Source organism: Bacillus sp. AR4-2, from assembly GCF_008274865.1.
GTDB classification, from domain to species: Bacteria; Bacillota; Bacilli; order Bacillales; family Bacillaceae_G; genus Bacillus_A; species Bacillus_A cereus.
In genome coordinates, this window is the sequence record NZ_CP031062.1 from 3,967,968 (window position 1) to 3,981,528 (window position 13,561).

Sequence of the window (13,561 nt, forward strand, 5' to 3'; positions counted from 1 at the left end):
TTTCTTTCACTATTATTATATCTTTTTTTCCATAATCTTCATATATTCAGCAATCATTTTTTTATGCGATCCTACAATATAGTCAGGTAGTTCTGTTACTGAAAAGAATTTAAGCTGAACTGCTTCTTCTTTATTCATAACAAAATCCCCTTCGTATTCATCCGTATAATAGGCGGTTGTTACAGATTGAAATTCATCACCGTTTTCTAATTTTGTAAAGTAGTTCGCTCCAGAAAATACATTGATTAGTCGCAAGTTCTTCACTTTTATTCCTGTCTCTTCATATACTTCACGATAAGCTGTTTCTTCTGGTGATTCACTAAGCTCCATTAGCCCGCCAGGTAGCCCCCATTTTCCGTACGGCTCTGTCCGCTGCTGCAATAAAACATATCCATTTTCATTTATAACGAGTACAACAGCACCAACTAAAATTAAAGGGCGATGACCAACTATTTTTCGTAATTCTTCTACATATCCCACCGTATCGCCTCCTTTTTCGTTGTCCACACTATTGTATCATATGTACGAAACGACAAAATGCGTATATTTTTCATTTTTTTAACAAAATATTTATTTTATGTGATTCATCTACTGTAGCTAACATAATAGATTCGACTTCTGTACTCTCCTCTAGAAATTCTCTCGCCCACGCTTCTGTTTTTCCTAATAATGCAAGAACATCTTTCTGTATCCTCCCATCCTTTACTAATACAAAAGAAACTGGAGATTTTTTTCCCGCCACTTTAAGATCAAGCCGCGAAACTGCTTCATATTCTGGATACCGAAATATAGAAACGACACCGTTTGCTTCCCATAATGCTAATTTAATCGTTTGAATATCGCTCACATTTCGCATACGAAGTTCCGAAAACAAATATTCCAAGGTAATTCTCGCCTTTTTCAAATTGCTAAAATTAATGGAACCATTGTGTATAAGAATAATAGGTGCAGGCTCTAAAAAACGTCTCCATCTATCCCATTTCAGCATTAAAACTGAGCTTATAATATGAAGTACAACAAGTATGAACGTTGTAATCATCGATCCCAGTAACCCTACTTTTTCATCAGACAATGCGTTAGAAATATTCCCACCAAGCAATAACACTAATACAACATCTAAAAAACGAAGTTGTGCGATAGACCTTTGCCCCATCGCTTTCGCAACTAATATTAAAAATATGTATGCTATAATAGCCCGAATAACCCATTCACTATTAGAAAGATGTCGTGCTCCTTCAAAAATATGCATATGCATCACTTTGCACTCCTTACCCGTCTCAAACTGCTATCCTGTTTTAGTTTGCAACGTTTATGAGCATATATGTAAAAAAGCTGGTTCGTTTAAAAACGAACCAGCTTTTTTTACTTAACTGAAAACATATATTTTTTATACGTTTTCCGTACCGATAATATGAGCCCCATCATAATCATATTTGAGAATAAGGAACTTCCCCCATACGATAAGAAAGGTAATGCAATACCTTTTACAGGCATTAACCCAACGATCATACCGATGTTTTGGAATATTTGAACTGTTAATATACCGATAGATCCAGCGCATAATAATGTACCAAATAAATTATCAGCGGAATAACCAATAATAATTGTTCGATATAGTAGCAACAGGAACAAGAAGACAACTAACGCTGCTACGATAAATCCACCTTCTTCGGCAATTGTAGCGAAAATAAAGTCAGTATGCTTCTCTGGGATATAGACGCTTCCTCCACCGTATCCTTTACCTTCCATACCTCCACTACCTACAGCTAGAATCGATTGCTGTGTTTGATAGCCTTGATCTGTATGTTCAAATGGGTCCAACCAACCTAAAATACGTGACTGTTGGTGAGGTTTTAGTAATGTAACTAAATTATTATAGAAAAAATCCTGATACTTAAAGTAAATAAACATTAACACAGATAATATCGTCACCGGAATAACTGTGCATATTGCTATCAATTTCTTCTGAATACCTGACATAAATAAAATACATGCAATAGCAGCAGCATATAAGAACACCATACCTGTATCCGGTTGGCTATATACAATTGCCGTAGGAGGAATAGATACTAGCATAATCTTTCCTACTAATATTAAGTCTGTTTTAAATGTTCGAACCATATGCTGTGCATTATGCTTTACGGCTAAATTTGCTACTAACATAACCAGTGCAATTTTGAAAAACTCTGACGGCTGAATAGATCCAATTAGTGGAAATCTAAACCATCTTTTTGCTCCTAGTATCTCCGGTGTAAAGGTTGAAACCGGTAATATTTTTAGTAGAATAATTGACAAAAACGTTGCAATATACAATGGCCATGATAATTTTTGTAGCTGATCTGAATCAACACTTGCAACAAGAAGTAACATTACAATTCCAATTATGTAGTTAATACCTTGTTTCAAAGCAAAATTCTCAGCCCCATATTGGCCAGTTTGCTGACTGCTATATATAGCAGCTATACTCGTCACACATAGTGCACACAAAATTAAAATTAATTTTACATCTAAACTTTTTAGAAACTCGGTACTTCTTTTCATGACATCCTCCTGAAACATTGTTACGGCAAAAATAAAAAACCAGGAGTCAACATTCTTCATGTTTTGACGACTGATTACACATTATCTATAAAACACTTATATAGAATAACTCTCTTTTTCATACAATACAATATATTATACTACAGTTTCATCAGTAAGATTTGCCAAAAAAATTATTCTTTTCTTATTTTATATCCATATACCATATATCAGCAATGTATTTTCGTAAATTCCTAATACATAATCATTTATTGTAAGATTACTGGGAAAGGTATTTATACATATAGTAGGATGTAGATGAAGAAATAAGATAATAAAAAGCTCGCATAAGCGAGCTTTTTATTAATATACAGATGTATTATTTTCTGACATGTTTTCTAAAATTTCTTTAACACGCCCTAAGAACTTACCACAAATTAAACCATCAAGTACTCGGTGATCAAGTGATAAACATAAGTTAACCATATCACGAGCACCGAACATACCGTTATCCATAATTACTGGGCGCTTTACAATTGATTCAACTTGTAAAATAGCCGCTTGTGGGTAATTAATAATACCCATAGATTGAACAGAACCGAATGATCCTGTGTTATTAATTGTAAATGTTCCACCTTGCATTTCGTCTGCTTTTAACGATTTCGTACGTACTTTTCCTGCAAGTTCTGTAATTTCACGAGCGATACCTTTAATTGTTTTCTCGTCCGCTTGCTTAATTACTGGTACAAATAGTTCTTCCTCTGTTGCAACAGCGATAGAAAGGTTAATATCTTTCTTCTGAACAATTTTATCGCCAGCCCACATTGAATTAATTTGAGGATACTCTTTTAACGCTTGTGCTACTGCTTTTACGAAGAAAGCAAAGAACGTTAAGTTAAAGCCTTCACGCTTCTTAAAGTCACCTTTAATTGAGTTACGGTATGACACAAGGTTTGTCACATCTACTTCAATCATCATCCAAGCATGTGGTGCTTCGTGTTTACTACGTAACATGTTTGCTGCGATTGCTTTACGCACACCTGTTACTGGAATTTCGATATCTCCAGGCATTGTAGGTACAGAAACTGGTTTCGCAGCTTCTACTTTTTGCGCTACTGGTGCTGCTTTTGGTGCTTCTGGGCGAGCTTCTACTACTGCCGCTACAGCTTCCTCTTTCTTCGCCGCACCTGCTTGTGGGATATTTCCAGATTCCACTAGCTTTAAAATATCTTTACGAGTGATACGGCCGTTTGCTCCCGTACCTTCTACTAGATCTAAATCAACGTTATGCTCACCCGCAAGCTTTAACACAGCTGGTGAAAAACGTGGTTTTCCATCAGTTGGTTGTTTTACTTTCGGTGCTTTTTCAGACGTAGCTACTTCTGCCTTTGATTCTTCTTTAGTTTTTTCCTCAACAGCTGTTGCTGCTACTTCATCTGCGCCTTCTACTTGAATCACACAAACTACTTCACCTACAGCTAACGTATCACCTTCACCAGCGATTAACTCTTTCACAACACCCGTGAAAGAAGATGGTACTTCAGCATTTACTTTATCAGTCATTACTTCTGCAAGCGGATCATACTTATTTACGTGATCGCCAACATTAACGAGCCATTTACTAATTGTGCCCTCTGTAACGCTCTCCCCGAGCTGAGGCATTGTAATATTTTCTACAGCCATGTATAGTCCCCCCGATTAAAATTCCGCAAGTTCACGCATTGCTTTTTCAACTTTATCTGGATTTACCATAAAGAATTTTTCCATTGTTGGTGCATATGGCATTGCTGGAACGTCTGGACCTGCAAGACGTGCGATTGGCGCATCTAAATCAAATAGACAGTTTTCAGCGATAATTGCTGCCACTTCACTCATAATGCTTCCTTCTTTATTGTCTTCTGTTACAAGAAGAACTTTACCTGTTTTAGAAGCTGCTTCAATGATTGCATCTTTATCTAATGGATATACAGTACGTAAATCAAGAATGTGTGCAGAGATGCCATCTTGTGCTAACTTTTCAGCCGCTTGAAGAGCAAAATGAACACATAATCCGTACGTGATAACTGTAATATCATCACCTTCACGTTTTACATCTGCTTTTCCGATTGGTAATACGTAGTCATCCTCTGGTACTTCACCTTTAATTAAACGATATGCACGTTTATGTTCGAAGAATAATACTGGATCTTCATCACGAATGGCTGCTTTTAATAAGCCTTTTGCATCATATGGTGTAGAAGGGATAACGATTTTTAAACCTGGTTGGTTTGCAAACATCGCTTCTACAGATTGTGAATGATACAATGCACCGTGAACACCCCCGCCAAATGGTGCACGAATTGTAACTGGACAAGTCCAATCATTATTAGAACGATAACGAATTTTTGCTGCCTCAGAAACAATTTGGTTTACTGCTGGCATGATGAAATCAGCAAACTGCATTTCAGCGATTGGACGCATACCATACATTGCCGCACCAATTGCTACCCCAGCAATTGCAGATTCTGCAAGCGGTGCATCAAGCGCACGATCTTCACCAAATTGATCATACAAACCGTGTGTCGCTTTAAACACGCCACCTTTTTTACCAACATCTTCTCCTAAAACGAATACTTTCTCATCGCGTTCCATTTCTTCGCGCATTGCTAATGTAATAGCATCAATATAAGACATTACAGCCATGAAACGTTCCCCCCTATTCTGCGTATACGTGCTTCAATGCATCTTCAGGTGCTGCATACGGAGCATTTTCTGCATATTCTGTTGCTTCATTTACGATATGCATAATTTCGTCTAACATTTGTTTTTCCGATTCCTCAGTTAATACACCAGCTTCTTTTAAATAAGCCGCGAATGTTATAATTGAATCTTTTTTCTTTGCTTCTTCTACTTCTTCTTTATCACGATAAACACGATCATCATCGTCACTAGAATGTGCTGTTAAACGATATGATACTGTTTCAATTAAAGTTGGGCCTTCACCACGACGACCGCGATCTGCTGCTTCTTTTACAGCTTTATATACTGCAAGCGGATCGTTTCCGTCTATTGTATATCCAGGCATACCATAACCAATTGCACGATCTGATACGTTTTTACATGCTAATTGTTTTTCAACTGGAATAGAGATTGCATATTTGTTATTTTCACACATAAAAATAACAGGTAGTTTGTGTACACCAGCAAAGTTTGCCCCTTCATGGAAGTCACCTTGGTTTGAAGAACCTTCTCCAAATGTAACGAACGTTACTAAATCTTTCTTCTCCATTTTTCCAGCTAATGCAATACCAACTGCATGTGGTACTTGCGTTGTTACTGGAGATGAACCTGTAACAATACGATTTTTCTTTTGACCGAAGTGACCAGGCATTTGACGACCACCAGAGTTTGGATCTCCAGCTTTCGCGAAAGCAGACAACATAAGCTCTTTAGCTGTCATACCAAATGCTAGTACAACACCCATATCACGGTAGTATGGTAATGCATAATCTTTCTCTCTATCAAGAGCGAACGCCGCTCCAACTTGTGCAGCCTCTTGTCCTTGACAAGAAATTACGAATGGAATTTTACCAGCACGGTTTAATAACCACATACGTTCGTCGATTTTACGTGCAAGTAACATCGTACGGAACATTTCTAATACTTGCTCATCACTTAAGCCAAGCTCTTCATGGCGCTTTTCTTTTACTTCTGCCATTTTTCATAACCTCCTAAATCCACATTTTTATGCGTGTAACGCTCTTCCATCTACAGCAAGTGCAGCTTCACCAATCGCCTCAGATAATGATGGATGCGGATGAATTGTATGTGCTACTTCCCAAGGTGTTGCATCAAGTACTCTTGCAAGACCAGCTTCAGAAATCATATCTGTTACATGTGGTCCAATCATATGAACACCAAGAATGTCATTTGTCTCTTCATCAACTACAAGTTTTACGAAACCATCTGATTCTCCGTATACAAGTGCTTTTCCGATTGCGCGGAATGAGAACTTACCTACTTTTAACTTATAGCCTTTTTCTTTTGCTTCTTGTTCTGTTAAACCGACAGAAGCAACTTCTGGACTGCTATATACGCATTTTGATACCATAGAGTAATCAATTGGTGTAACTTCTTTCCCTGCAATATGTTCTACTGCAGCAATTCCTTCATGAGAAGCAACGTGAGCAAGTTGCAGGCCACCGATTACATCTCCAATTGCGTAAATATGCGATTCTTTCGTTTGATAAAACTCATTTGTTTGAATGTATCCTTTTTCCACAACGATATCTGTGTTCTCTAAGCCAATATTTTGCGTATTCGCTTGTCTTCCTACAGATACAAGCATTTTTTCTGCTTTAAATTCTTTATTTTCACCGTTGTGTTCAGCTTGGATTGTTACTCCATTATCTTTTACCAATGTTTCTGGTAATACTTTTGCACCAGTTACCACTTTAATACCTTTTTTCTTGAATAGACGTTGCATTTCTTTTGAAACGTCTTGATCTTCTAGTGGTAATATCGTTTTCGCATACTCTAATACTGTAACTTCTACACCGAAGTCAGCAAGCATAGATGCCCACTCAATACCGATTACACCGCCACCAACGATAATAATCGAACTAGGAAGCGTTTCCATTTTTAGAGCATGATCTGAAGACATTACGTACTCTCCGTCTAATTCTAAACCTGGTAATGAATTTGGACGAGAACCTGTTGCAATAAGTACATTTTTTGGAATTAACATTTCATTCTCTTCTCCACTTGCAAGTTCAACTGAAATTGTCCCTGGCATCGGAGAGAAAATAGATGGGCCAAGAATACGGCCAATACCTTCAAACACATCAATTTTACCTTGTTTCATTAAATGTTGAACGCCTTTATGAAGCTGCGTTACTATCTTCTCTTTACGCTCTTGTACTTTCGCAAAGTTTAGTTCTACATTGCTTGCAATAACTCCGAACTCTTCGCTTTTTTTAGCAGTTGCATATACTTCCGCACTACGTAAAAGAGCTTTACTAGGAATACATCCTTTGTGTAAACAAGTACCACCAAGATTTTCTTTTTCGACTAGTGCAGTTTTTAACCCTAGTTGTGATGCACGAATTGCAGCAACATATCCACCAGTACCGCCGCCAACGATGACTAAATCATATTCTTTTGCCATTATCTCAACCCCTAGCTACCGTTTCTTTTTCACGTACAACGTATTCTTTTGGAGCTTCTTCTTCACGTAATACACGAAGTGCTCCTTCTGCTAACGCTTCTAACTCATCTTCGCCTGGATGTACGATAACATCTGCAATCCAGTCCACTCGCTCTTTTATTTCATCGACAAGAATTTTACTGTATGCCAGTCCACCAGTTAATACGATTGCATCGATTTTCCCGTGAAGTACAGCGCTAGCTCCGCCAATCTCTTTTGCAACTTGATATGCCATTGCTTTATAAATAAGAGTTGCTTCAGGATCACCTTTTTCAACCATTTGCTCTACTTTAATCGCATCATTTGTACCGATTAAACTTACAAGTCCACCTTGTCCGACAAGTTTTTTAATCATTTCATCACGGTAATACTCACCAGAGAAACACATTTCTACTAGTTGCCCTACTGGTACTGTACCAGCGCGCTCTGGACTAAATGGTCCTTCTCCGTTTAAACCGTTATTCACATCGATTACTCTTCCTTTTTTATGAGCACCAACTGTAATACCGCCACCCATATGTGTAACTAATAAATTTAAATCCTCGTATTTGTGATTTAACTGTTCAGCTACTTTACGAGCAACTGCTTTTTGATTTAATGCATGGAAGATACTTTTGCGTTCCATACCAGCAATGCCACTTATACGAGCAACCGGCTCCATCTCATCTACAACGACAGGATCTACAATGAATGCAGGAATGTTTAATCCAGAAGCAATTTCATATGCTAAAATGCCTCCAAGGTTTGAAGCGTGATGACCGCTAAAGCCATTTTTCAAATCTTCTAACATCGCATCGTTTACTGTATACGTACCGCCTTCGATTGGACGAAGTAATCCACCACGCCCACAAACAGCGTTTAATTTTGAAATGTTAATACCATGAGAATGTAGAACTTCTAAAATCGTTTCTTTTCGAAACTCATATTGGTCGATAATTCTCTTATATTTTCCAATCTGTTCTACGTCATGACGAATCGTTTCTTCTAGAACGGGTCTTTCATTATCAAAAACACCAATTTTTGTGGATGTACTACCTGGGTTAATAACAAGAATTCGATTTACAGACAATGTTGCTACCTCCACTAATAAATTCAAAAGGAAGTGGAAACCTCATAAGAGGTAACCACACCTTTTGTAAAAGTTATATATGAATGATTAGCGACGGCTAATAATATCGTGACCGTTGCGTAAGTAAGTGCTACGAGAATTCTTTAAGCTTGCAATGCGTTCTTCAGCTAGACGATCTGCCGCTACATAAGTTGCTATGCCATCGCGTTTTGAAATTTCGATTACTTTTGCAATCGTGTCATAAATAGACTCAACACGTTTTAGTGCACGTTCTCTATTGTATCCATATAATTCGTCTGCTACGTTAATTACGCCACCTGCATTAATTACATAATCTGGTGCGTATACAATACCCATTTCATGAATGATGTCACCATGACGATCTTCTTTTAATTGGTTATTTGCAGAACCTGCGATTACTTTTGCTTTAAGTTGTGGAATAGTTTCATCATTAACTGTTGCGCCTAGTGCACATGGTGCGTAAATATCGCATTCAACACCGTAAATTTCATTTGGTTCAACTGCTGATGCACCGAATTCTTCTACAGCACGTTGTACAGCTTCTTTATTAATATCTGTAACAATTAATTTTGCTCCTTCAGCGTGTAAATGTTTGCATAGGTGATATGCTACGTTACCAACGCCTTGAACAGCAATTACTTTTCCTTCTAAATTGTCAGTACCGAAAGCTTCTTTTGCAGCTGCTTTCATACCACGGTAAACACCGTATGCAGTTACCGGAGATGGGTTACCAGAAGAACCGAATGATGGTGAGATACCTGTTACAAAGTCAGTTTCTTCATGGATAATATCCATATCATCTACTGTTGTACCAACATCTTCAGCTGTAATGTAACGTCCGTTTAGTCCTTGGATATAACGTCCTAGTGCACGGAACATTGCTTCGCTCTTATCTTTACGAGGATCACCGATAATTACTGTTTTCGCACCACCTAAGTTTAAACCAGCTGCTGCGTTTTTGTATGTCATCCCTTTTGCAAGACGCAATGCATCTTCAATCGCCGCTTCTTCAGAATCATATGTCCACATTCTTGTTCCACCAAGAGCCGGTCCAAGTGTTGTATCATGAATTGCAATAATTGCTTTTAAACCAGATTCTTTATCTTGACAAAATACTACTTGCTCATAATCATATTTTTCTAAGTATTCGAAGATTTCTAATGTCATTGTCGTTTCCCCCTAATGTTTTACCCTTTTTGGTTTATTTTGAAGCAGTCGCAACTGCCAATGCTAATGAATATACTTTTGTTTCTGCTGAATCAGCACGAGATGTTAAAACAATCGGTGCTTTTGCGCCAGCAATCATTGCTCCTACTTTTGCATCCGCAAAGTATACGAGTGATTTATATAGCACATTTCCAGCTTCAATCGTTGGGACGAGTAAAATATCTGCCTTACCTGCTACATCACTTACTATGCCTTTATGCTCTGCTGCAATTTGTGATACTGCATTATCTAAAGCAAGTGGTCCATCAACGATACAATCTTTAATTTGTCCGCGGCGATTCATTTGTGTTAACATCGCTGCATCAATTGTCGCCTGCATCGCTGGATTCACAACTTCTACTGCTGCAATTGGTGCCACTTTTGGCAAGTCGATTCCTATTGCCCGGGCAACTTCTACAGTATTTTGTATAATAGCAGCTTTTTGTGTTACATCAGGTGCGATGTTCATCGCTGCATCTGTAACGAAAATAAGACGATCGTAATTTGGAACTTCAAATGCTGCTACATGTGAAAGTACGCTACCTTTACGTAGGCCCCACTCTTTGTTTAACACAGCCTTCAAAATATTCGCTGTTGGGATGTTCCCCTTCATAAGCACGTCTGCTTCACCATTTCTCACAGCTTTAACAGAAAGTTCTGCAGCCTCTGCACTAGACATTGCTGCAATCACTTCAACATGTTCTGAAGTTTGTAAACCATGTTCTTGTAGCATCCCCATTATTTTTTCTTGATTTCCATATAGACGAAATTGAGCTAACTGTAATTTAATTGCTTTCGCTACAGCTTCAATTACTTCATGATCTTCAGCTACTGCTACAGCTACAGTTTTTTTAGGCTGCCCTGCTGCTTGATCAATTAAGTATTCTAACTTCATATTTTGTAATCAACCCTTTCCGTCGTCCCTCGTCTATTTATAAAGCAAATACCGTGCCAACTTTTAAAAGTGGTCTTACCAATAATGAAAACGCATTCAAAATGCAGTAAAATCAATACTTTGGAAAATAACAAAAGATTCTGTCTTATTTTGTCGCTTTTTGTATACCATGCAATAAATTGCACGGTACGCAATTTATTGCATGCTATTTTTTGCATGGTCATACTTTTCTAGCTTGTAATATAAATTTCGAACGGAAATTCCTAACGCTTTTGCAGTTTGCGTTTTATTCCCATCAAATCTCTCCAAATATTCATGAATAATATTCCCTTCAAACTCTGTCACTAAATGTTCAAGTGGCTTTTCTTCTAATTCAGGTAATAAATGAGATTGCTTTGACTCCACCTGCTCTTCGTTATGTAATGGCGGTAAATGGTGTACATCAATATAGGTCTCGTTATAATTCATAAAGATAATAGCTCTTCCCAGAATATTTTCAAGTTCCCTCACATTCCCTGGCCATTCGTATGATTGTAAATATAAAATGGCTGAATCAGTGAGCCCTTCTACATTACGACCGTAATCTTGATTAATTTTTTGAATCAATCTGTCCGCAATTGTCGGTATATCTCCTTTACGTTGACGAAGAGATGGAATTTGAATTGGGATTTTATTTAATCGATAATATAAATCCTCCCTAAACTTCCCTTCTAGAATAGCCTTTTCTAAATTCACATGCGTCGCTGCAATTACTCGAACATTAATAGGTATCGCTTTCGTTCCACCAACTTTTACAATTTCTTTTTCCTGCAGTACACGAAGGAGTTTCGCTTGTGTATTTGCAGATAACTCCCCTATTTCATCTAAAAAAATACTACCGTTATTTGCTTCCTCAAAGAACCCACGTTTCCCGCCTCTTTTCGCTCCAGAAAACGCCCCTTCCTCATAACCAAATAATTCACTTTCTAACAACGTCTCCGAAATGGCCGCACAGTTTACACGGACGAACTTATTGTATTTTCGATTACTTCCATTATGGATTGCATGTGCAAACAATTCTTTACCAGTCCCAGATTCACCGCGTAACAGTACTGTTGCTGGTGTATTTGCTCCTAGCTTCGCCTGTTCGATAGCTGCCGTTGTTTCATCTGAATTCCCGACAATATCATCAAATGAATATTTCGCTTCTAATGTGCGAATAATTTGCCTTGCTCTATTCAATTCATTTGTTAACTTTTGAATTTCCGACACGTCACGGATAACGCCGACGCTTCCTTTCAATATTCCATCCACAATGACTGGTGCCACGTTTACAATTACATCGCGCTTTTTTTGCCCAATCTTCATATGTATTCCGCGCACCGCACGACGCGTTCGAAGTACTTTCATATGCATACTTTCGCCTTCTACAATATCAGTTGTAGCAGGCTTCCCAATAATATCTTCTTCTGTTAAACCCGTTAATTTCGTATATGCCGGGTTAATGACTAAACCTCTTCCTTTTTCATCCACAACCGAAATTGCTTCTTCAGATGAGTTAATAATTGCCTCTAATAGTGTTTGAATTTCCTTTAAATCTGTAACTTCTTCCGCTAAATCTACAACTTCTGTTATATCTTTAAAAATTGCAAATGCCCCTTGTACCTCTCCGCCCTCTTTTAATATCGGTATACGCGTTGTAATAATTTTCTTTCCATTCTCTAATGTTAGTTCATAATTTACTTCTATTTGTTTCGTACGTATAATGCGAAGTAATTTACTAGTTGGAATGACTTCTAAAATATATTTTCCTATCGCCTCTTCTTTTTTATATCCGATAATACGCTCTGCACTTTTATTAAAAAGACGAACTTGTCCCTCTCGATCAATTACGATCATGCCATCATGTGTAGAATTTAAAATTAATTCTCCTTGTTGCGTTTGTTCCTCTAATCGCCCAATTAGCCCTTCCTTCTCATGCGCTAATCCTGTAACAATTTTTGCGATATCACCTGGTATAAGAAGAGTGTCTTTTTTCTTTTTTTCCAATAAAACCTTATGCACATCATCTTCACCTGTCATATCAAATATTACATCGATATGCATAGAAAGAAATGGAGTTACACTTTCTCCAATTGCAATCCCGTATTCCTTAGCAATTTGTAGTCCTTTTGCCAACGGATTTATATCAATAATCCCTATAATTTGAAATATATTCGAACTTTGTAACAGATTCAGCAGTGCGCTCCCGCCTTCACCTGCACCAACAATTAATACTTTTTGTTTCATATATCCCACTTCCTCTCGAAGTAACTCTGCAAATTTTTTCACACTTTTATCTTACTCGTTCAGCACCCTCTTGACAAACCCCCTTTCCCTATAACATCATTAAAATATACGAAATAATCTGAAAAGGAGCGTTATGTATGCAGCGTTACGTTGCTCTACTATTAGCACTCATCCCTATTTCATTAGCTGTGTTTGGTATAAAGTTAATGAGAGATACTGTATTCGGGATTCTATTTCCACCAATCTCTATACTGTGGTTACAATTTTTAATCGGCGCTCTCTGCTTCGGGCTCGGGTTTTATATCTTCGGTGGCTTCGTCTTGCACCGAGACCGTAAACGAAATAAAGTACAAGCTCGCTTTAGAAGATAGGAATGCCCCACTATTTATAAATAAAA

General features: G+C 37.7%; 12 protein-coding genes. 1 reads left to right on the forward strand and 11 read right to left on the reverse strand.

The window, feature by feature from the left end; all coding sequences use genetic code 11:
• Positions 1–15: 15 nt before the first annotated feature.
• The 11 genes from DN399_RS20425 to DN399_RS20480 form a co-directional block, all read right to left on the reverse strand.
• Positions 16–480, reverse strand: a complete 465-nt coding sequence (locus DN399_RS20425; protein WP_000542555.1) for an NUDIX hydrolase — start codon at positions 478–480, stop codon at positions 16–18.
• 70 nt (positions 481–550) lie between these two features.
• Positions 551–1,255, reverse strand: a complete 705-nt coding sequence (locus DN399_RS20430) for a DUF421 domain-containing protein (RefSeq protein WP_000550964.1) — start codon at positions 1,253–1,255, stop codon at positions 551–553.
• Between the two features lie 107 nt (positions 1,256–1,362).
• Positions 1,363–2,541, reverse strand: a complete 1,179-nt coding sequence (locus tag DN399_RS20435; protein WP_000831183.1) for an FtsW/RodA/SpoVE family cell cycle protein — start codon at positions 2,539–2,541, stop codon at positions 1,363–1,365.
• 342 nt (positions 2,542–2,883) lie between these two features.
• Complete coding sequence (locus tag DN399_RS20440) at positions 2,884–4,203, reverse strand: dihydrolipoamide acetyltransferase family protein (RefSeq protein WP_000257681.1); 1,320 nt, start codon at positions 4,201–4,203, stop codon at positions 2,884–2,886.
• 15 nt (positions 4,204–4,218) lie between these two features.
• A complete protein-coding gene (bfmBAB, locus tag DN399_RS20445) occupies positions 4,219–5,202 on the reverse strand; it encodes a 3-methyl-2-oxobutanoate dehydrogenase subunit beta (protein ID WP_149149909.1) in 984 nt (327 codons plus the stop codon).
• A 13-nt stretch (positions 5,203–5,215) separates the two neighbouring features.
• The gene (gene bfmBAA, locus DN399_RS20450) at positions 5,216–6,217 is read right to left on the reverse strand and encodes a 3-methyl-2-oxobutanoate dehydrogenase subunit alpha (protein WP_000852551.1); all 1,002 of its coding nucleotides are present in this window, start codon (positions 6,215–6,217) and stop codon (positions 5,216–5,218) included.
• A 27-nt stretch (positions 6,218–6,244) separates the two neighbouring features.
• Positions 6,245–7,666, reverse strand: coding sequence for a dihydrolipoyl dehydrogenase (gene lpdA / locus DN399_RS20455; protein ID WP_001051289.1), 1,422 nt, complete (start codon positions 7,664–7,666; stop codon positions 6,245–6,247).
• A gap of 4 nt (positions 7,667–7,670) precedes the next feature.
• Positions 7,671–8,774 carry a butyrate kinase gene (gene buk, locus DN399_RS20460; protein WP_000115781.1) on the reverse strand — a complete coding sequence of 368 codons (1,104 nt, stop codon included), beginning with the start codon at positions 8,772–8,774 and terminating at the stop codon, positions 7,671–7,673.
• Between the two features lie 87 nt (positions 8,775–8,861).
• On the reverse strand, positions 8,862–9,962 hold the full coding sequence (locus DN399_RS20465) for a leucine dehydrogenase (RefSeq protein WP_000171355.1): 1,101 nt from the start codon (positions 9,960–9,962) through the stop codon (positions 8,862–8,864).
• Positions 9,963–9,996: 34 nt separating this feature from the next.
• Positions 9,997–10,896 (reverse strand): phosphate butyryltransferase, encoded by a 900-nt coding sequence (gene yqiS, locus DN399_RS20470; protein ID WP_000764677.1) that lies wholly within the window; start codon positions 10,894–10,896, stop codon positions 9,997–9,999.
• 195 nt (positions 10,897–11,091) lie between these two features.
• Complete coding sequence (locus DN399_RS20480; protein WP_033666632.1) at positions 11,092–13,164, reverse strand: sigma-54 interaction domain-containing protein; 2,073 nt, start codon at positions 13,162–13,164, stop codon at positions 11,092–11,094.
• A 137-nt stretch (positions 13,165–13,301) separates the two neighbouring features.
• Here DN399_RS20480 and DN399_RS20485 point away from each other — a divergent pair, with 137 nt between their 5' ends.
• Positions 13,302–13,535: a DUF2627 domain-containing protein gene (locus tag DN399_RS20485; RefSeq protein ID WP_001190211.1), complete on the forward strand. Its 234-nt coding sequence runs from the start codon at positions 13,302–13,304 to the stop codon at positions 13,533–13,535.
• Positions 13,536–13,561: the final 26 nt, after the last annotated feature.

Excerpts from the sequence above, each read along its gene's own strand:
- DN399_RS20430 (WP_000550964.1), bottom strand. The coding sequence starts at position 1,255 with ATGCATATGCATATTTTTGAAGGAGCACGACATCTTTCTAATAGTGAA.
- DN399_RS20435 (WP_000831183.1), bottom strand. The coding sequence starts at position 2,541 with ATGAAAAGAAGTACCGAGTTTCTAAAAAGTTTAGATGTAAAATTAATT.
- DN399_RS20440 (WP_000257681.1), bottom strand. The coding sequence starts at position 4,203 with ATGGCTGTAGAAAATATTACAATGCCTCAGCTCGGGGAGAGCGTTACA.
- bfmBAB (WP_149149909.1), bottom strand. The coding sequence starts at position 5,202 with ATGGCTGTAATGTCTTATATTGATGCTATTACATTAGCAATGCGCGAA.
- bfmBAA (WP_000852551.1), bottom strand. The coding sequence starts at position 6,217 with ATGGCAGAAGTAAAAGAAAAGCGCCATGAAGAGCTTGGCTTAAGTGAT.
- lpdA (WP_001051289.1), bottom strand. The coding sequence starts at position 7,666 with ATGGCAAAAGAATATGATTTAGTCATCGTTGGCGGCGGTACTGGTGGA.
- DN399_RS20465 (WP_000171355.1), bottom strand. The coding sequence starts at position 9,962 with ATGACATTAGAAATCTTCGAATACTTAGAAAAATATGATTATGAGCAA.
- yqiS (WP_000764677.1), bottom strand. The coding sequence starts at position 10,896 with ATGAAGTTAGAATACTTAATTGATCAAGCAGCAGGGCAGCCTAAAAAA.
- DN399_RS20480 (WP_033666632.1), bottom strand. The coding sequence starts at position 13,164 with ATGAAACAAAAAGTATTAATTGTTGGTGCAGGTGAAGGCGGGAGCGCA.
- DN399_RS20485 (WP_001190211.1), top strand. The coding sequence starts at position 13,302 with ATGCAGCGTTACGTTGCTCTACTATTAGCACTCATCCCTATTTCATTA.